The organism is Nonomuraea sp. NPDC050310 (assembly GCF_040655795.1).
In the GTDB taxonomy this organism is placed as follows: domain Bacteria; phylum Actinomycetota; class Actinomycetes; order Streptosporangiales; family Streptosporangiaceae; genus Nonomuraea.
Window position 1 is genome coordinate 450,281 of the sequence record NZ_JBFAKP010000003.1, and the last position, 18,484, is coordinate 468,764.

The following is an 18,484-nucleotide window of genomic DNA, read 5'->3' on the forward strand; positions in this document are numbered from 1 at the left end:
AGGTCAAAGAACTGTGAGGCGGTTGCTCACGGTCCTGCTGGTCGCCTTCGCCGCCGGGTGGCTCCTGCCCGGGACGGCTTGGGCGCACGACGTGCTCGTCGGCAGCGATCCCACCGACGGCGCGCGGCTCTCCCAGGGGCCCCGGGCGGTCACGCTCGTGTTCAACACGACGGTGCGGCAGGGGTACGCGCACGTCATCGTCACCGGTCCCGGCGGCACCGCCTGGGCCGAGGGCGCGCCCACCGTGCGGGCCGAACGCGTCAGCGTCAAGCTCCGGGAGCTGGGGGCGGCTGGGGAGTACGTGGTGGGGTACCGGATCCTTTCGTCGGACGGGCACCCGGTTTCGGGGAAGATCTCCTTCACCCTCACCGAGCCCGGACCCGCCGCCACCACCCCGGCCCCGGCCTCCACCTCGGCTTCGGCGGCCACCCCCTCCCCCACCGCTGACCCGGCTGCCTCCGGTACGGCGGTGCCCGGCTCCTCCGGTGGGTCCTCGGACGGTTCGCCCGGTTCTTCTGGTGCGCCCGTGGCGGGCGGCTCGGGGCCGGGGACGGTGGATCTGGGCGCCCAGGCCGCCGAGGCCGCGGCCAACGGCGGCGCGGGCATGGCCGTCATCTGGATCGGCGCCGCCCTCGTCATCCTCGCCGCCGGCACCGTGGTGGCCCTCCGCCGCTCCGGCCGCCCCTCCGACCCGGCCAGCCCGACCGGCCCGACCGGCCCGACCGGCCCGGTCGCCGGGGAGTCCACTCCATGACCGCTCCCCCCGACACCCACTCGGCCTCCGCCACCGACGACCGGGCACCCGCAGCGGGCGGCCGGGTGCCCAAGAGCCTGGTGCTTCCCGGCGTCTTCCTCCTGACATCCCTGGTCGCGGTGGTGGCCGCCAGCTCGTTCACCGCCGAGGAGGCGGTGCCCGGCCTGCCCATGCCGGGCCCGGTGGTGGCCTACGGCCTCCCCGTCGTCCGCGTCCTGCTCGACGTGGCGGCCGTCGCGGTGGTCGGCCTGAGCGTGCTGCCCAAGCTGCTGGGCTTCGACGACCCCGACGCCACCGAGCCGGTGATGCGCAGGGTCCGCCCCCTGGCGGTCACCGCCGCCTGGGCGTGGGCGATCTGCGCCCTGCTGACGATCGTGTTCGCCACCGCCGAGCTCAACCCCGGCGGCGTCCCCACCCTGGACATGATCGTCGCGTACGTGGACACCGTGGGCGCGGGCCAGGGCATGCTGTTCAGCGCCGCCTGCGCCCTGGCCGCCGCGGGCATCGGCCTGATGGCGGTGCGGTTCGGCGAGAAGGTCCCGGCCGAGCTGCGCGTCATCGTCGCGCTGTTCGGCCTGCTGCCGATCCCGGTGACCGGCCACGCGGTCGACTCGGTCTGGCACGACCCGCTGATGATCTCGATGGAGCTGCACGTCATGGGCGCGGCCCTGTGGACCGGCGGGCTGATCGCGGTGATCGTCTTCGCCCGGCCGCTGCTGGACCGGGTGCTGCCGAAGTTCTCCCGGCTGGCCACCGTCTGCCTGCTGCTGGTGTCGGCCTCCGGCCTGGTCAGCGGGCTGGGCACGCTGGCCCTCACCCCGGGCGGCGAACTGCCCGGCTCGCTGCTGGGCACCGACTACGGCGTGCTGTTCCTGGCCAAGGTGGCGCTGACCGTCCTGCTGCTGCCGCTGGCCGCGGTGATCCGGTTCCGGCTGATGCGCCGCGACCCCACCCCCGTCGCCCGGTGGGCCGTGGGTGAGGTCGCGATCATGGGTCTGGCCTACGGGGTCGCGGTGGCGATCACCCGGGCGTCGATCGGCTGAGGCTGGTCGTCGGCCCGCAGGTCGAACCGCCCCGCCAGCCACTCGCAGGCCAGCCAGACCACCAGGAGCCCGGCCCCGGCGTAGAGCGCCGAGCCGGGCACCAGGGGCGGGGCGCCCTGCAGCCCGTTCTGGCCCATCAGCGTGCCGTACAGGCTGCCGAAGAGGCTGTGCTGGAGCGAGAGTGCCAGGTAGACGGCGCCGGTGACCAGCGCGGATCCGAGGACGGCCCGCAGGGCCGGGTGCCGCAGCAGGAACGCCACGTCCACCGCGAGCCCGCCGACGACCAGGAAGAACGGCACGGCGGACGGCGGGAAGTCGCTCACCGTGAGCAGCGGCCACGCCAGCGCGCGGAAGGCGACGTAGGAGCCCGCGACCAGGGTGGCCGCGCCGAACCGGCCGATCATCAGCCGCGCCACCGCCAGCACCGCGATCGTGACGATCACCGCATAGCTCGGGTAGAGCCATTCCGGCACCGGCAGCGAGAAGTTGACCAGCGTCTCCCGGTCGACCGGCCGGCCCATCTGCTCGGCGGCGAACTGCAGCAGGATCGGCTCGGCGTAGGTCGCGCCGTTGTCCCACGCGCCGACCGACAGGATGCCGTACTCCTGGTGCTGCTCGGGGAAGTGCACGTTCTCCAGGAAGAAGGCGAAGAAGGCGCCCAGCACGAGCTTGCCGCCGCCGCCCATGAACCAGCCGCGGATCACTCCGGCGATCATGAAGAACGTGCCGATGTACAGCAGCATGTGCGACGGGCTCCACGAGGTGATGTCGAGCCCGTTGATCTGGTGGTTGATCAGGTCGAGCGGCACCGCCACGAGGAAGGTGCCGGTCCCCCACTGGATCAGCCGCAGCGCCGTGCGGTCGACGCCGTAGCCGGTGTAGCCGTGGATCACGGTCAGCACCACGACCAGCGCCGTCCCGGCCGAGTTGAGCAGATGCGGGGGCGCGAGGTCGTCGCGCAGCCACTTGAAGTGCCACGAGACGTCCCACGCCGAGCCGAGCACCTTCAGGCTCAGCGCGACCAGCCAGGCCGCGTAAAGGGCCATGAAGACCTCGCGCGGCGTCTCACGGCCCGCCGGACCCCGGGTCCAGTACGGCAGGGCACGCCTGATCAGTGCTTTCACGAGGAGGTACTTTACCGTCGTATGACTTCCACAGTTCGTCCTGGCGTCCCGGCCGACGCCGAAGCCGTCGAGACCGTGCGCATCACGTCCTGGAAGACCGCCTACCGCGGGATCCTGGCCTCAGATCTCCTCGACGGGCTGACCGTGACCGAGGAGCGGGTGCGGTGGTGGACCGAGGCGATCGGCACGGGCGAGGTCAGTGTCCGGGTCGCGGAGACCTCGGGTGAGGTGCACGGTTTCTGCTCCTACGGGGCCTCCCGGGACGCGGACATCTCGGGAGCCGAGATCTACGCGATCTACCTGCTTCCGGCGCGGTTCTCGACCGGGATGGGCGGCAGGCTGATGGCCGAGGCCCTCGACGATTTGAGGGACCGGGGTGAGCGCGAAGTGGGGCTCTGGGTGCTGGAGGACAACGCGCGGGCCCGGCGGTTCTACGAGCGCTGCGGCTTCGAGCCGACCGGGCGGCGGAACCTGTGGCGCGACGAGGTGCCCGAGGTGCACTACCGGCTGGCGTTGACCAAGGTCTCGCCCGCCGGGGCGCGGTAGTAGAGGACCGAGCGGCCGGCCCGGCGGCGTTCCACCAGGCCGGCGTCGCGCAGGACCTTGAGGTGGCCGCCGACGGAGCCGAGGCTCTGGCCGGTGAGGGCGACGAGCTGGGTGGTGCTCTTGGGCGAGTCCAGGAGCATCAGGACCGCGGCGCGGGCCGTACCGACCAGCCGGGCCAGGGCGCGCGGGACCGGGGTGGCGGCCGGGGCGGCGAGCAGTCCCGAACACGGGTAGATCACCGCGAAGCGGCGCTGGGCGGCGTCCCAGGAGACCCAGGCCTGCCTGGGGGTGACCGGCACGAAGAGGAGCTGCGCGCCCTTCACGTCGCGTGGCGGGTAGTCGTGGGTGTTGATCTGCAGGCGGCTGCCGCCCAGCCAGCGCATGCCCGGCCGCAGGTCGTCGAGGGCGGCGGCCCAGCCGCCCTGGGTGAGGTGCCCGGTGCGCGCCACCACGTCCGCTTCGAGCACCCGGCGGCGTTTCGGCCAGTACGGCAGGGCGGACTCGGCCCACACCCAGGCCAGCAGGTCGGCGAGCCGGTCGCCCAGGTCGCCCCGGCGGAGCTCGGCCGGGATCTGTCCCCGGGCGGCCACCTCCAGATCGGCCCAGGCGGTCTCCGGCGGCGTCGCCCGGATGCGGTCGAGCTCCTCGTCGAGGTGGGCGTCGAGCGGCGGGGTGGGGGTGACGAAGTCGGCGATCCAGGCCCGGCCCAGCGCGGTCCGCACCAGCAGGGCGGTCACCGGGTCGGCGGCCAGCCGGGCGCGGTAGGCGGGCAGGTGGGCGTCCAGCCACTCGCGGTCGCCGGGGCGGGCGGCCGAGGGGCGGTGCAGGGCGAACAGGCAGGCGGTGGCTTCGGCGGCCTCGGAGATCACGAAGCGGCTGGACGCGAGCGTGTCGGCGTCCACCTGCCACCACCCCACCGCCCGCCCTCCTTCCTGCCACCCCAGGCCCCCTGAACCCCAGGGAACCGGTGAACCGGGGAGTCCGGCGGCCCTACAGTTCGGTGGCCCCCACCCGCGAGAAGCCCGGAATCCCGCGGGTCTCCTCATTCTGACCTTTCGCCGTGACACGAAACTCTACCGATGCCGATCCGGCCGCTCAGAGACTGACCGTCATGCGCACCTACCGGGAACTGCTGGCCGTCAAGGAGTTCGCCCCCCTCTTCGCCGTCTCGTCCGCCCAGGTGGCGGGCTCGACGGTGAGCGGGCTGGCGCTGGGCGTGCTGGTGTACTCGGCCACCGGCTCCCCGCTGCTGTCCGCCCTGAGCATGTTCGGCCCGTCACTGGCCCAGCTGGTGGGCGCGACCACCCTGATGTCCGCCGCCGACCGCCTGGCGCCACGCGCCGCCCTCACCGGGGTGGCGGTGTGGTTCGCCCTGGGCACGCTGGTGCTGGCGGTGCCCGGCCTGCCGGTGTGGGCGCTGTTCGCGGTGGTCCTGGGCCAGGGCCTCGCGGCCTCGCTGGGCGGCGGCGTCCGGCTGGGCCTGCTGAACGAGATCCTCCCCGAGGACGGCTACCTCCTGGGCCGCTCGGTGCTGAACATGTCGACAGGCGTGCTCCAGATCTGCGGGTACGCCGTGGGCGGGCTACTGGTCAGCCTGCTGTCGCCACGCGGCGCCCTGCTGGCCGGAGCGGCGTTGTACCTGGTCGCGGCCCTCACCTCCCGGTTCGGCCTGTCGGCCAGGCCGCCACGGGCCAAGGGCCGCCCGTCGGTGGCCGAGACCTGGCGCGCCAACCGGGCGCTGTGGTCGGCTCCGCCGCGCCGCGTGCTCCTGGTGGCGTTGTGGGTGCCGAACGGCCTGATCGTGGGGGCGGAGTCGCTGTTCGTCGCCTACGACCCGGTCCGGGCGGGCGCGTTGTTCGCCTTCGCGGCGCTCGGCATGCTGGCCGGCGACCTGCTCGCCGGGCGCTTCATCCCCCGCTTCTGGCGTGGACGGCTCGGCGCTCCGCTGCGATTGCTGCTGGCCGTGCCGTACCTCGGTTTCTTCCTGCACCCGCCGCTGCCGGTCGCGGTGGCGCTGGTGACGCTGGCCTCGGCCGGGTTCGCGGCCGGGCTGCTGCTGCAGGAGCAGTTGCTCGCGCTGACGCCGGCCGAGCTCAGCGGGCAGGCGCTGGGGCTGCAGTCGTCCGGGACGATGGCCATGCAGGGGGTGGGGGCGGCGCTGGCCGGCGGGGTGGCCCAGCTCTCCTCGCCGGCGCTGGCGATGGGCACGATGGCCGTGCTCTCGGCCGCGGTCACCCTGGCCCTGGCGCCCCGGCTGCGACGCTCCGCCGTACTCGCCGGGGTGTGAGCCGGACCGGGAGGTGCTTGAGGCCGTTCTGGAAGTTGGAGGTCAGCCGGACCGGCGGCCCGTCGAGCTCGACCCGCCAGCGCAGCAGCTCGCGGAAGACCGCGCGCATCTGCACCCGCGCCAGGTGTGCGCCCAGGCAGACGTGCGGGCCGTCGCCGAAGCTCAGGTGCTCGTTGGGAGCGCGCCCGACGTCGAAGACGTCCGGGCGGTCGAACACCGCCGGGTCGCGGTTGGCCGAGGCGTGGTAGACCACCACCTTCTCCCCCGCCCGGATGCGCTGCCCGCCGAGCTCCAGGTCGCGGGTGGCCGTGCGGCGGAAGTGCAGGACGGGCGGCCAGTACCGCAGCATCTCCTCGACCGCGCCGCCCAGCAGGTCAGGATCGTCCCGGAGCCGGGCGAACTGCCCGGGATGCTCCAGCAGGGTGAGCAGCCCGCCGGGGATGCCGTTGCGCAGGGTCTCGTTCCCGGCGACGGCGAAGAGGAAGAACATGTTCTCGAACTCCGCCTCGGTCAGCCCGCCGCGCAACATCGCGGCCAGCACCGACTCGCCCTCCCCGCCGCGCACCTGCCCGGCCAGCGCGTGGGCGTAGGCGAACATGTCCCGCAGCGCCGCCCGCGACCGCGGGTTGGCGCCGGGTTCCAACACGGGCCTGAGCCGCGCGGCCTGCCGTCCGATCTCGGTCAGGCCGGTCGCCGTCGCCGTCCCGGCGTACTCCTCGTCCTGGTAGCCGATCACCCGCGACGCCCAGTCGTACAGCAGCGCGCGGTCCTGCTCGGGCACGCCCATCACGTGCGCGAGCGTCCAGACCGGCAGGTCCGCCGCGACCGTCACGAAGTCGATCCGCCCGGCGCGGAACAGCCCGGCGGCCCGCGCGGCGACGGTCTCCTCCAGCGCCCGTACGGCACGCGGCGTGAACGCCCCCGAGACGATGCGCCGCAGCCTGGAGTGCTCGGGCGGGTCGGTGTTGAGCATCATCGCCTGGACGAAGGCCAGGTCGCCGGGGGTGTCCGGGTCGCGGATCTGGGTCGCGCCGGTGTGCGAGGAGAAGTCGGCGGGCGTGCGCAGCACGTGCCGGACGTCGCGATGCCGGAACACCGCCCAGTACCCCGGCCCGGCCCGCCACGGCCCCACCGCCGGTTCGGGCACCCGGCAGACCGGGCTCCGCTCCCGCAACCGGGCGAACAGCTCGTACGGCACGCCCCGGGCATAGGTGGCGGGCAGGAAGACCTCAGCGAGGTTATCCACAGGACGGCTCCGCGTCTCCTCGGCCATGTGCTCCAGCGTGCATGATGGGCGCGTGACACCTGAAGAGGGAGACAAGATTCTCCGCGACTGCTTCGCCCCCTGGATCCAGGAGCTCGGGCTCAGCGTGGTCGAGACCGGCGAGCGCCACGCCGTCCTCCGGCTCCCCTGGTCCGACCGGCTGGCCCGCGAGGGCGGCGGGTTGTGCGGCCAGGCCATGATGGCCGCGGCCGACACCGCCACCGTCATCGCCCTGTCGTCGGCGCGCGGCGGTTTCGTGCCGATGACCACCGTCCAGCAGTCCACCACCTTCCAGCGCCCGGTCACCGGCCGTGACCTGCTGGTGAACGTGCGGATCACCAAGCTGGGCCGCAGTCTGGCCTTCTGCGAGGCGACCCTCACCGCCGAGGGCGCCGAGGAGCCGTCGGCCCAGGCCAGCACGGTCTACGCCATCCTCGGCTGAGCGGCGTCGGTCCCGTGCCGCGTCTCAGCGTTTTCTCAGGAGCCGCCCCTAGGCTCTGGCCCATGAGACGTGTGGCCACGCTGGTCGTGGTGCTTGCCGTGCTCGGGTTGGCGGCGTGGCTGGTGTGGCCGTCCGGGCCCGGGGTCCGGGCGCAGGAGCAGGTGATCCCCGTCATGGACGGGCCCGATGACGACCAGCGGGTGGAGCTCGACACCACCTTCTTCCCGCCGGCCGGCGGCGGCAAGGCGCCCGCGGTGCTGCTCGCGCACGGGTTCGGCGCGGCCAAGGAGAGCGTGCGCGACCAGGCCGAGCGCCTGGCCGAGGAGGGCTACGCGGTGCTGACCTGGTCGGCGCGCGGCTTCGGACGCTCCACCGGCCAGATCGCGCTCAACTCCCCCGACTACGAGGTCAAGGACGTCAAGCAGCTCATCGACTGGCTCGCCAAGCGGCCCGAGGTGCTGCTCGACGCGGGCGGCGACCCCCGGGTGGGCATCGTCGGGGCCTCCTACGGCGGGGCCATCGCGCTGATGACCGCCGCGCACGACCGGCGCGTCGACACCATCGTCCCGCAGGTGACCTGGCACGACCTGGCCGACGCGCTGTTCCCCAACGCGGGCGGCGACGGCGAGGGCGTCTTCAAGCGCGCCTGGGCGGGCTACTTCTTCGGCCGCGGCGGGGTGACGCAGCAGGGTCTGCGCGCGCTCGTCGAGCCGCAGCGCCCGCTGTCGGCGGAGGAGGCGCGCTGCGGCCGCTTCCTGCCGGAGATCTGCGAGGTCTACCAGGCCATCGCGGCCACCGGCCGGCCGACCACCGACGCGGTCGAACTGCTGCGCCGGTCGAGCCCGGTCTCCGTGCAGGGCAAAATCACCGCACCGACCCTGCTGATCCAGGGGCAGCGCGACTCGCTGTTCACCCTGGCGCAGGCCGACGCCAACGCGCGGGCGGTGGCCGGACCGGTGAAGGTGGTCTGGTTCGACGGCGGCCACGACGGCGGCAACGGCGAGGCCGACTACCTCACCGACCTGACGCTCGGCTGGCTGGCCGACTGGCTGAAGGACAAGCCGCAGGTGGCCGGAGGCCGCCACGACGAGGGCTTCACGATCACCCGCGACGGCGGCCGTGACCCCGGCACCCGCCAGCGCATCCGGCTCCACCCCGAGACCGCCGCCTACCCCGGCCTGGCCGGCACCACGCTGACCCAGGTGCCGCTCACCGGCGGCGTGCAGAACGTGGTCAACCCGCCCGGCGGCTCCCCGGCCTCGATCTCCACCCTGCCCGGCACCGGCGGCCTGCTGGGCGGCGCGGGCGGGCAGAGCGCGCTCGGCGGCCTCTCGCTGGACATGCCCGGCCAGAGCGCGAGTTTCGAGTCGGCGCCGCTGGCCAAGCCGCTGCAGCTCACCGGCTCGCCGAGCGTCTCGGTGCGGGTGACCGGCCAGCCCGGCGAGGTGACGCTCTTCGCCAAGCTCTACGACGTCTCCGACTCCATCCAGCCGCCCACGCTGCCGGCCAGCCTGGTCTCGCCGGTGAAACTGATCATCCCGGACGACCAGCCGGCCGCCCAGGCCACGATTACGCTCCCGGCCGTCGACCACCTCTTCCCGGCCGGGCACCGGCTGCGGCTGACGCTGACCACGACCGACATGGGTTTCGCCACCCCCGCCGACCCGGCCTCCTACCAGGTCGAACTCGCCGGGGCGACGGTGAGCGTGCCGTCGGTGGCCGGTCTCGCCGAGCCGCCGCCGGGCCTGCCCTGGTGGGTCTGGGCGATGCCGCTGGCCGCCGTGGCCCTGGCCGGCGCGCTCCTGGCCACGGGCCGGGTACGGCGCGGCCGCGTCGAGGAGATCGACCCCGACGCGCCCCCGCTGCAGATCAGCGGCCTGACCAAGGCCTACCGCAACGGCGAGAAGGCCGTGGACGGCCTGTCCTTCCGCGTCGAGCGGGGCCAGGTGCTGGGCCTGCTCGGCCCCAACGGCGCCGGCAAGACCACGACCATGCGGATGATGATGGGCCTGATCCATCCCGACGACGGCGAGATCCGCATCTACGGCCAGCGCGTGACGCCGGGCGCACCGGTGCTGTCGCGGCTGGGCAGCTTCGTCGAGGGCCCCGGCTTCCTGCCGCACCTGTCCGGGCGCGACAACCTGGAGCTCTACTGGGCCGCCACCGGCCGCCCGCCGGAGGAGGCGCACTTCGCCGAGGCGCTGGAGATCGCCGGGCTCGGCAAGGCGGTCGAGCGCGCCACCCGCACCTACTCCCAGGGCATGCGCCAGCGCCTGGCCATCGCCCAGGCGATGCTGGGCCTGCCCGACCTGCTGGTGCTGGACGAGCCGACCAACGGTCTCGACCCGCCCCAGATCCGGGAGATGCGCGAGGTGCTCAAGCGCTACGCCGCCGACGGCCGCACGGTGATCGTCTCCAGCCACCTGCTGGCGGAGGTCGAGCAGACGTGCAGCCATGTGGTCGTGATGCACCGCGGCCGGCTCGTGTCGGAGGGCCCGGTGGCCAAGCTGCTGGCCCACTCCACCGCGAGCACCAACGGGCACGGCCCGCGCCTGGAGGACGTGTTCCTGGACCTGATCGGGGAGAAATGAGCACCACGTACAGCCCCGGCCGGACGCTCCCGCTCCGGGTGGAGATCGTGCGGCAGTTCAAGCGCCGCCGCACCCTGGTGATGTTCGGCCTGCTGCTGGCCCTGCCGTGGATCCTCGTGATCGCGTTCAAGGTGGGGCCGCAGCCGAGCGGGCAGGGTGGCGGCCTGCGGATGTCCGACCTGGCCACCGCGGGCGGCCTCAACTTCGCCGCCTTCGCCCTGTCGGTGTCGGTCTTCCTGCTGGTGGTGGCGGTCGCGTTGTTCTGCGGCGACACGGTGGCCAGCGAGGCGAGCTGGTCGTCGCTGCGCTACCTGCTGGCGGCCCCGGTGCCACGTGACCGGCTGCTGCGGCAGAAGCTGATCGTGGCGGTGGGCTTCGCCGCGGCGGCGGTGGTCTGCATGCCGCTGATGGCGATGCTGGCCGGCACACTGGCCTTCGGCTGGAACGACATCCAGGTGCCCGGCACCGGCGAGACCATCCCGGCGTTCGACGTGCTGCCGCGCTTCGGGCTGGTGGTCGGTTACGCGCTGGTCAGCCAGCTCGTCACCGCGGCGCTGGCGTTCCTGCTGTCCACGCTGACCGACTCGCCGCTGGGCGCGGTCGGCGGCGCGGTCGGGCTGTGGATCGTCTGCACGATCCTGCAGGCGGTCGAGGCGCTCGGCGTGGTGCGGGAGTTCCTTCCCACCTTCTGGAACAACGCCTGGCTCGACGCCATCGCGCCGGAACCCGACCTGAGCGGGATGGCCAAGGGCGCGGCGATCTCGGTGACCTACGCCGCGCTCCTCATCGCCCTAGCCTTCCGGCGTTTCCGCAGGAAGGACGTGGTGTCCTAGCCCCAGTGCGGGGGGCGGTTCTCCAGGTAGAAGGCGTCGGCGTCGTGCTCGCGCCACTCGCCCCAGCCGAGGTCGGTGTCGTCGGCGGTCTGTTCGGGGAGGAATTCACTCACCCCGACATGCTATCCGGTGGAACAAAACACCACCCGTGCCGCACGCAACCTCAAGGGACAGCGAAAGCGCACAGGGGTACGATGCATGGGTCAGGTGTCCTCTACCCCCGTGAGGCTGCCCATGATGGCCACCGCGTCCGGCTGGCGGCGAGAGGGCAATCTGCCCGCGGAGCTGACCAGCTTCGTGGGTCGAACGCGCCTGCTCGCCAACCTGAAACGCCACCTGGCCACGTCCAGGCTGGTCACCGTGACCGGGATCGGCGGTGTGGGCAAGTCCCGCACCGTGCTGCGGCTGGCGCACCAGGTGCGCGGGCAGTACGCCGACGGCGTCTGGTTCGCCGACCTGGCGCGCCTGCAGGACGCCGGGATGGTCAGGCAGACCATCGCCTCGGCGCTCGGCATCGCCGACCAGTCCTCCCGCACCGCCTCCGAGTCGCTGTCGGAGTGGGTGGGCGAGCGGCACATGCTGCTCATCCTCGACACCTGCGAGCACCTCATCCAGGGCTGCGCCGAGCTGGTCGAGGAGCTGCTGGAGGCCAACCAGAAGCTCACCATCCTGGCCACCAGCCGCCAGTCGCTGCACCTGGCCTACGAGCAGGTCGTGCCGGTGCCGCCGCTCCAGGTGCCCGGCGACGACCCGGCCGAGAGCCTGTTCACCAACGAGTCGGTGCAGCTGTTCGCCGCCCGGGCCGGTGGCGTGGTGCCCGACTTCGTGCTCGACGAGTCCAACATCGGGTCGGTGGCCGAGCTGTGCCGTCGGCTCGACGGCATCCCGCTGGCCATCGAGCTGGCCGCGGTACGGCTGCGCGCGCTCTCGGTGGACCAGATCCTCGGGCTGCTCGCCGACCGGTTCAGCCTGCTGGCCGGTGCCAGCCGTACGGCACTGCCGCGGCACCAGACGTTGCGCGCGGCGATCGGCTGGAGCCACGAGCTGTGCGCGCCCGAGGAGCGGCTGCTCTGGGCCCGCCTGTCGGTCTTCGCCGGCGACTTCGAGCTCGACGCGGCGCGGGCGGTCTGCGCCGACTCGCGGCTGCGCGAGGAGGACATCACCGACCTGGTGATCGGGCTGGTGGAGAAGTCCATCCTGCTCATCCGCAGCAACCATGCCGGCGTGCGGTACAAACTGATCGACACCCTGGCCGAGTACGGCGAGGAGTGGCTGGCCAAGCTCGGCGAGACCGAGGAGATGCGCCACAAGCACCTGATGTACTACCTCAGCCTGGCCGAACGCAGCGAGGATGCCTGGTCCGGGCCGAGGCAGATCTACTGGTTCGTCCGCATGCGCCAGGAGCACGACAACGTCCGCATCGCGCTGGAGCACGCCCTGCGCACGCCCGGCGAGACGGTGCTGGCGCTCAAGCTGCTCGGCTCGTTGTGGTTCATGTGGATCTGCTGCGGCTTCGTCCGCGAGGGCCGCACCTACCTGGAGCGGGCCCTCCAGGCCAACCCGACGCCCAGCAAGGAGCGCTGCAAGGCGTTGTGGGTGCTGTCCTACGTGCGCAGCGCCCAGGGTGACAGCGTCGGCGCCCAGCAGGCCGCCGAACAGTGCTCCACCGAGGCCGTACGCGTCGGCGACTCCAAGGCCGTCATCCTGGCCTCCAAGATGCAGGGCACCTCCGCGCTGCTCCAGGGCGACCTGCAGAAGGCCAGCGCGCTGCTGGGTGTGGCGATCGAGTTCAACACCGACAACAAGGAACTCAACCCCGGCCTGCTGCCCGCGATCGTCGAACTGTCCATCGTGCTCACCAGCCAGGGCGAGCTGTACGAGGCCGAGTCCCTACTGATCGACTGCCTCCAGGTCTGCCGCGAACGCGGCGAACTGTGGCTCAGCTCCTACGCCCACTGGGCCCTCTCCCTGCCCCGCCTCGCCATGGGCCGCGCCGCCGAAGCCCTGACCACGGCCCAGGAGGGCCTGCGCATCAAGCGCCACTTCCACGACACCACCGGTTCCCTGATGGTGCTGGAGACCGTGGCCAAGATCTTCTCCTCGCTCGGTCAGGCGGACCGCTCGGCGCGGTTGCTGGGCGCGCTGAACCAGAACTGGCGGGCCTCCGGCATGCCGATGCTGGGCGCGCCGTTCTTGACTGCCGACCACGAGAAGTGCGTCAAGGAATGTAAGAAGGCGCTGGGCGAGGACGTCTACAAGGAGGCCTTCGAGGCTGGTGCCAGGCTCGATCTGGACGAGGCGGCCACGCTCGCGCTCGGCGAGCTGGATGGGGAGTCAAGCCTCTAGAAATTCGCCCAGACCGCAACGTCTCGCACGTATTCGCCGGAAGTTCGCAAAAGATTGAATTAGTGAACCCACGGGTAAGCCGGAGAGATCGGAAAATCGTCCCGAACGTTGGGACAAACGCTCAAGGTTTCTCGTGGAGAGGCTGCGCACTCATGCACGAAATTCCGGCCGGGGTCTCCATCCCGATCCCCACCCCTCACATTCCCTTCCCTTCCAGGCTCAACCCCTTCGAAACGGTCGCGGCTGAACACACCATCGGCTGGGCCAGGAGGCTCCGTCTCATCGAAGGGGAGAGCGCTACCTCTCGGTTCGCGGGCGAGTCCTACTCGCGGCTGGTCGCGCGGCTCTATCCGGAGGCCTCCGTTCCCGTCCTGGCCCTCGCGGCCGACCTCAACAGCTGGTTCCACGTCTACGACGACCAGTTCGAGCTGGCCGAGGTGGGCTCCGACCCCCACCTGGCCCGCCGGATGGCCGACAAGTTCCGTGCCGTGCTGCAGGGCGAGCCCCTGGAGCGGAGCGCGGGGCCGATCCTGCACGGCCTGGCCGACATCCGCGACCGGATGCGGCTGCACGCCTCGCCCACCTGGTGGGAGCGCTTCGCCACGCACCTGCAGGACTGCTTCGAGACCGCCCAGTGGGAGGTCGACAACCGCACCCGGGGCCGCATCCCCGATCCGGACAGCTATGTCGAGCACAAGCTCAACATCGCCTACGTGCCGCCCTCCTTCGACCTGGTCGAACTGGCCGAGCAGTTCGAGGTGCCGGACGAGGTGCGGTCCTGCGAGCCGTACCGGCAACTGGTGCACGAGGCCGGGCACGTGGTCGTCTGCACCAACGATCTCATCGGGCTGCGGCGCGAGCTGGCGCAGGGCGAGTTCCACAATCTCGTCATCGTCTTCTGGAACGCTCTAGGGTGCTCGCTGCCCGAGGCGGTGGAACTGGTCAACGAGAAGATCTCCGAGCGGCTCGGCGTCTTCATGGCGGCCAAGCAGGACCTGCAGACCGCCTTCGACGAGCTCGGCGTCGACGAGCACCGGCGGGAGGGCACCATGCGCTGCGTGGGCGGCCTGGAGAACTGGATGCGCGGATACCTCGACTGGGCGCTGGAGACCCGGCGCTTCGCCGACCCCATCCTCCGGGGCGAGGTCACCAGCTTCCACCGCGAGCTCGTCGACTGATCCGGAGCGCCAGGATGCGGGCAGGCGAGCGCTCGCATCCTGGTGTGCGGAATGATGCGCCTTCATCGTAGGTTCGTGTTGAGTAACGATGAAAGGCTGACATGGATCTCTACACCCTCGCCGAGGACGCGCCCGAGCACGACGGTCACGGGGAAGACGGGCCCGTGCTGCTCTATCACTTCGAGGGTTTCGTGGATGCCGGTGGGGCCGGCCGGCTGGCTGTGGGGCATCTGCTGGCGGAGCTGGAGCACCGCACGGTGGCGACCTTCGACGTGGACCGGCTGCTGGACTACCGTTCGCGGCGGCCGGTCATGACGTTCGACACCGATCGCTGGGTGTCGGTGGATACGCCGGAGCTGGCGGTGTACGCCGCGGAGGATGCGACGGGCACGCCGTTCCTGGTGCTGAGCGGGCCTGAGCCGGACCGGGAGTGGGAGCGGTTCACCGAGGCGGTGGGCGAGCTGGCCGACCGGTTCGGGGTGAGCAGGATGATCACCGTGCACGGAATCCCGATGGCGGTGCCACACACGCGGCCGCTGGGGGTGACGGCGCACGCGAGCCGTCCGGAGCTGATCAATTCGCAGGTGAGCGCGTTCGGCCGGGTGCAGGTGCCGGGGAGCGTGGCGGCGCTGATCGAGTTCCGGCTGGGCGCCAAGGGCCACGACGCGCTCGGGTACGCGGTGCACGTGCCGCACTACCTGTCGCAGGCCGAGTACCCGCAGGCGGCGGTGGCCGCGCTGGAGGCGGTGACGAAGAGCACCGGGCTGGTCTTCCCGATGGAGTCGCTGCGCACCGCGGCGGAGCGCACGAACGAGGAGATCGAGGAGCAGATCCAGGCCTCCACCGAGCTGTCCACCGCGATCAGCGGGCTGGAGCAGCAGTACGACGCGTTCGCCGAGGGCGCGGAGCGGGAAAGCCTGCTGGCGGAGAGTACGCCGATGCCGACGGGCGACGAGCTGGCCGCCCAGTTCGAGCGCTTCCTGGCCGAGAGGGACGATCGTGAGTGATGAGCTGCGGGTGGGTCTGGCGGGTTACGGGCCGGCGGGGGCGTTCTTCCACGCACCGCTGATCGCCGCCACGCCCGGTCTGCGGCTGGCCGCGGTGGTGACCCGCTCCGAGGAGCGGGCCGCCGAGGTCGGGGAGCGGTACGGCGCGGCCGTCGTTCCCGAGGCGGAGGCGCTGTTCGATCGGTGCGACCTGATCGTGGTGGCCACGCCGAACGACACCCACGTGCCGCTGGCGAAGGCGGCTCTGGAGGCGGGGCTGCCGGTGGTGGTGGACAAGCCGCTGGCCATGACCGCCGCCGAGGCCGAGGAGCTGGTGCGGCTGGCCGAGGCGCGAGGGGTGGCGCTGACGCCGTTCCAGAACCGCCGCTGGGACGGGGACTTCCGCACGGTGGCCAAGGTGCTGCCCTCGCTCGGCACGGTGACGCGGTTCGAGAGCCGGTTCGAGCGCTGGCGTCCGGTGCCCAAGGGCGGCTGGCGCGAGTCCTCGCCGACCGGCGGGCTGCTGTACGACCTGGGGCCGCATCTGGTGGACCAGGCGTTGCGGCTCTTCGGGCCGGTGAGTGACGTCTACGCGGAGAGTGACGTGCGGCGGGCGGGGGTGGCCTCCGACGACGACACCTTCATCGCGCTCGCCCATGCCGGCGGGACGCGGTCGCATCTGTGGGTGAGTTCGGTCGCCGCTGATCTGGGGCCGCGCTTCCGGGTGCTGGGGTCCGCGGGGGCCTACGTGAAGTTCGGGCTGGACGTTCAGGAGGAGCGGCTGCGGGCGGGGTGGTCGCCGGACGCGCCGGGATTCGGGGACGAGCCCGAGGAGCGCTGGGGCACGCTCACCGCCGAGGACGGCAAGGCCGAGCCGCTGGCCACCGAGACCGGGGACTACCTGGCGTTCTACCAGGCCGTCGCCCGGGGGGAGCAGCCGGTGGACCCCAGGGACGCGGTCGAGATGTTGCGGGTGCTGGAGGCGGCCAAACGGTCAGCGACCGAGCGGCGCGTCGTCCGGCTCACCACCAACTGACCGGCGCGTCGTCCGGCTCACCACCAACTGACCGGAGCGGAGGACCGTCCGGCTCCAAGCGTGAGACTCAGTACTGGCTGACGCCGTAGTCGTAGCGGCACGGCAGCCGCACGCCCGAGCGGTCGCGGGGTTCGCCGTCCGGGTTGTGGTAGTCCCACCAGAGCTCGTCCAGGGAGTCCTCGCCCTCGCGCAGGTCGTCCACGACCAGGCCGGTGTCCAGGATGTGCCGCGCCCGAACCCGGTCGCCGGCGTCGAGCGCCGCCCGGCACTCCAGCAGCCGCACCCGGCCGTGCCAGCGGTCGGCCGCGCCCAGCCGGTCGATCAGCGCGAGCGCCTCCACCGGCCGCCCGGCCGTCACCAGGGCCTTCACCGTCTCGATGGTCAGCGGCCGCAGCCGCGGGGCCAGGGCGTGCGCCCGCAGGTAGAGCTCGGCGGCCCGGCCCGGCTCGGGTTCGAGGACGGCCAGGCTGCGCAGCGCCCAGGCGTTCTCGGCCAGTTCCAGCGACTCCTCCCACGCCTTGCGCGCCCCGTCGTGGTCGCCCACGTAGTAGCGGTTGATGCCGAGGTGGAAGAGGGTGAACCAGGTCGGCCCGTGCTGTTGGACGCAGGCTTCGAGGGCGCGGGTCCAGGCCGGGCCGACGGCGTAGGACGAGGGCGGCAGGGCGGGCGCGGGCGTGGGCATGGTGCCCTTGCGGACCAGCGCCAGCCACGACTGCTGGTCGCGGCCGATGGTCGAGTCGGGGAAGGGCGTGGCGGGCAGGGTCAGCGCGCGGATCCGGCCCAGCGCCTTGCGTTCGAGCGCGCCCCAGCCGCTGCCGGCGTGCAGGCTCTCCTCCGGCGGCAGGACGGCCGTCGCGACGGCCAGTTCGTGTTCGGCGGCCAGCCGGTCGGCGGGGATGAGCCGCTCGACGGCCCGGCTCGCGTGGCCGGTCGCCGCCGCCCACTCCTCGTGCGCGCCCTCGACCTCGACCAGGCCGTAGGCCTCGGTCCAGGAGAACGACGAGCGCGGCGCCAGCCGTACGTGCTCGAGCTGGGTGCGAGCCAGCCCCGCCTGGATCTCCAGGTACTCGCGGCCCGGACCGGACAGCCAGTCCTGCCAGTTGCGGCCCGCGGTGTTGGTGCCCCAGCGGAAGGTCTTGCGGCCGCGCAGCAGGTCGGTGGTGACCTGTGCCAGGCCCGCGCCGGCCTCGTCGACCACGGCGCTCCAGCGGCGCTCGCCGTCCGGCAGCTCGTAGAAGAAGTCGGCGGCCTGCCCGTTGCGGCCCGGATACGACTGGTCGGTGTCCTGCCAGTGCGGCACCGGCACGCGGCGCAGCCGACCGTCGTAGGAGAAGTGGTAGGCGCTCGTGGCCGGGGCCAGCACGCGGGTGCCGGGCGTCTGGGGCACCGCGGCGTTGGACCACCAGTAGACCGGCGCGTCCTCGCCGAACGGGTTGAGGATCTTGACGTGCACGAGCAGCACCGGCGAGCCGGGCGGCAGGCAGGCGTCGATCTGGTAGACCAGCCGCCGCATCCGCTCCCACTCGTACATCCGCAGCACGGTCACCCCGTCCGGCCGCCGCACCCGGGCGGCGTGCAGCGGCGCGCAGGCCAGCGCGGTGTGCCCGAAGGTGCCGAGGTTCCACTCCACTCCCCCGGCGAACCACGCGTTGCGCAGGCCGAGGTTGGCCAGTTGCAGGTGCGGCGGTTTGTGCAGCAGCTCGCGGCCGGTCGGCAGGTGCACCAGCGAGCGCAGCCGCCCGCCGTACTCCAGCAGGAACTCCGCGCGCAGCACCCCGTTGTCCAGCACCGCCGTCTTCAGCTCGCGCTCGCTCCGCTCGCGCCCGTAGCCGTCCTGGAAGGTGTACGGCAGCAGCGATCCGGCGTGCCCGTAGGCGAGCTGAGCGGCCATCTCGGCGTCGGCGGCCTCGGTGTCGAGCCCTCCGCGCGGATCGGGCAGGGTCCGCAGGGGCGGCAGCGGGTTCTCCGGGCCGAGCGGGGAGACCGGGAGGCTGATGGAGGAGATGCTCAGCATTTGTGACACATTTTTGCACAGTGCACGCAATGACTGCATG

15 protein-coding genes are annotated in these 18,484 nt (G+C 72.4%); 11 read left to right on the forward strand and 4 right to left on the reverse strand.

The window, feature by feature from the left end; translation table 11 throughout:
* Nucleotides 1-13 precede the first annotated feature (13 nt).
* Together AB0I67_RS11760 and AB0I67_RS11765 are read left to right on the forward strand one after the other, a co-directional pair.
* Nucleotides 14-754: a copper resistance CopC family protein gene (locus AB0I67_RS11760; protein ID WP_357921513.1), complete on the forward strand. Its 741-nt coding sequence runs from the start codon at nt 14-16 to the stop codon at nt 752-754.
* The gene (locus AB0I67_RS11765) at nt 751-1,797 is read left to right on the forward strand and encodes a CopD family protein (RefSeq protein ID WP_357921516.1); all 1,047 of its coding nucleotides are present in this window, start codon (nt 751-753) and stop codon (nt 1,795-1,797) included. The genes AB0I67_RS11760 and AB0I67_RS11765 overlap by 4 nt, the downstream gene beginning before the upstream one ends.
* Here AB0I67_RS11765 and AB0I67_RS11770 read toward each other — a convergent pair.
* Entirely contained in the window at nt 1,755-2,921 is a 1,167-nt protein-coding gene (locus AB0I67_RS11770; protein WP_357921519.1) for a hypothetical protein, read from the reverse strand. The two genes, AB0I67_RS11765 and AB0I67_RS11770, sit on opposite strands and share 43 nt — an antisense overlap.
* Before the next feature lie 21 nt (nt 2,922-2,942).
* On the opposite strand from AB0I67_RS11770, the gene AB0I67_RS11775 reads away from it, so the two are divergent.
* Nucleotides 2,943-3,467, forward strand: coding sequence for a GNAT family N-acetyltransferase (locus AB0I67_RS11775; RefSeq protein WP_357921522.1), 525 nt, complete (start codon nt 2,943-2,945; stop codon nt 3,465-3,467).
* Here AB0I67_RS11775 and AB0I67_RS11780 read toward each other — a convergent pair.
* Nucleotides 3,422-4,384, reverse strand: coding sequence for a helix-turn-helix domain-containing protein (locus AB0I67_RS11780; RefSeq protein ID WP_357921525.1), 963 nt, complete (start codon nt 4,382-4,384; stop codon nt 3,422-3,424). The genes AB0I67_RS11775 and AB0I67_RS11780 overlap by 46 nt on opposite strands.
* A gap of 194 nt (nt 4,385-4,578) precedes the next feature.
* On the opposite strand from AB0I67_RS11780, the gene AB0I67_RS11785 reads away from it, so the two are divergent.
* Entirely contained in the window at nt 4,579-5,754 is a 1,176-nt protein-coding gene (locus tag AB0I67_RS11785) for an MFS transporter (RefSeq protein ID WP_357921526.1), read from the forward strand.
* Here the strand turns inward: AB0I67_RS11785 and AB0I67_RS11790 are convergent.
* Nucleotides 5,699-7,000 carry a cytochrome P450 gene (locus tag AB0I67_RS11790; RefSeq protein ID WP_357921528.1) on the reverse strand — a complete coding sequence of 434 codons (1,302 nt, stop codon included), beginning with the start codon at nt 6,998-7,000 and terminating at the stop codon, nt 5,699-5,701. The two genes, AB0I67_RS11785 and AB0I67_RS11790, sit on opposite strands and share 56 nt — an antisense overlap.
* Nucleotides 7,001-7,052: 52 nt before the next feature.
* Here AB0I67_RS11790 and AB0I67_RS11795 point away from each other — a divergent pair, with 52 nt between their 5' ends.
* The 7 genes from AB0I67_RS11795 (at nt 7,053) to AB0I67_RS11825 (ending at nt 16,430) form a co-directional block, all read left to right on the forward strand.
* Nucleotides 7,053-7,460: a PaaI family thioesterase gene (locus AB0I67_RS11795; RefSeq protein ID WP_357921531.1), complete on the forward strand. Its 408-nt coding sequence runs from the start codon at nt 7,053-7,055 to the stop codon at nt 7,458-7,460.
* Nucleotides 7,461-7,522: 62 nt separating this feature from the next.
* Nucleotides 7,523-10,051: an alpha/beta fold hydrolase gene (locus AB0I67_RS11800; protein WP_357921534.1), complete on the forward strand. Its 2,529-nt coding sequence runs from the start codon at nt 7,523-7,525 to the stop codon at nt 10,049-10,051.
* Entirely contained in the window at nt 10,048-10,884 is an 837-nt protein-coding gene (locus AB0I67_RS11805; protein WP_357921537.1) for an ABC transporter permease subunit, read from the forward strand. Before AB0I67_RS11800 ends, AB0I67_RS11805 begins: the two co-directional genes overlap by 4 nt.
* Nucleotides 10,885-11,106: 222 nt before the next feature.
* A complete protein-coding gene (locus AB0I67_RS11810; RefSeq protein WP_357921540.1) occupies nt 11,107-13,230 on the forward strand; it encodes an AAA family ATPase in 2,124 nt (707 codons plus the stop codon).
* Nucleotides 13,231-13,382: 152 nt separating this feature from the next.
* A complete protein-coding gene (locus AB0I67_RS11815; protein WP_357921543.1) occupies nt 13,383-14,408 on the forward strand; it encodes a hypothetical protein in 1,026 nt (341 codons plus the stop codon).
* Between the two features lie 101 nt (nt 14,409-14,509).
* Nucleotides 14,510-15,415: a PAC2 family protein gene (locus AB0I67_RS11820; RefSeq protein WP_357921546.1), complete on the forward strand. Its 906-nt coding sequence runs from the start codon at nt 14,510-14,512 to the stop codon at nt 15,413-15,415.
* A complete protein-coding gene (locus AB0I67_RS11825; RefSeq protein WP_357921549.1) occupies nt 15,408-16,430 on the forward strand; it encodes a Gfo/Idh/MocA family oxidoreductase in 1,023 nt (340 codons plus the stop codon). Before AB0I67_RS11820 ends, AB0I67_RS11825 begins: the two co-directional genes overlap by 8 nt.
* A gap of 67 nt (nt 16,431-16,497) precedes the next feature.
* Here AB0I67_RS11825 and AB0I67_RS11830 read toward each other — a convergent pair whose 3' ends face one another.
* Nucleotides 16,498-18,444 (reverse strand): DUF5107 domain-containing protein, encoded by a 1,947-nt coding sequence (locus tag AB0I67_RS11830; RefSeq protein ID WP_357921552.1) that lies wholly within the window; start codon nt 18,442-18,444, stop codon nt 16,498-16,500.
* Nucleotides 18,445-18,484 lie beyond the last annotated feature (40 nt).

Excerpts from the sequence above, each read along its gene's own strand:
- AB0I67_RS11820 (WP_357921546.1), top strand. The coding sequence starts at position 14,510 with ATGGATCTCTACACCCTCGCCGAGGACGCGCCCGAGCACGACGGTCAC.
- AB0I67_RS11805 (WP_357921537.1), top strand. The coding sequence starts at position 10,048 with ATGAGCACCACGTACAGCCCCGGCCGGACGCTCCCGCTCCGGGTGGAG.
- AB0I67_RS11765 (WP_357921516.1), top strand. The coding sequence starts at position 751 with ATGACCGCTCCCCCCGACACCCACTCGGCCTCCGCCACCGACGACCGG.
- AB0I67_RS11815 (WP_357921543.1), top strand. The coding sequence starts at position 13,383 with ATGCACGAAATTCCGGCCGGGGTCTCCATCCCGATCCCCACCCCTCAC.
- AB0I67_RS11775 (WP_357921522.1), top strand. The coding sequence starts at position 2,943 with ATGACTTCCACAGTTCGTCCTGGCGTCCCGGCCGACGCCGAAGCCGTC.
- AB0I67_RS11800 (WP_357921534.1), top strand. The coding sequence starts at position 7,523 with ATGAGACGTGTGGCCACGCTGGTCGTGGTGCTTGCCGTGCTCGGGTTG.
- AB0I67_RS11785 (WP_357921526.1), top strand. The coding sequence starts at position 4,579 with ATGCGCACCTACCGGGAACTGCTGGCCGTCAAGGAGTTCGCCCCCCTC.
- AB0I67_RS11830 (WP_357921552.1), bottom strand. The coding sequence starts at position 18,444 with ATGCTGAGCATCTCCTCCATCAGCCTCCCGGTCTCCCCGCTCGGCCCG.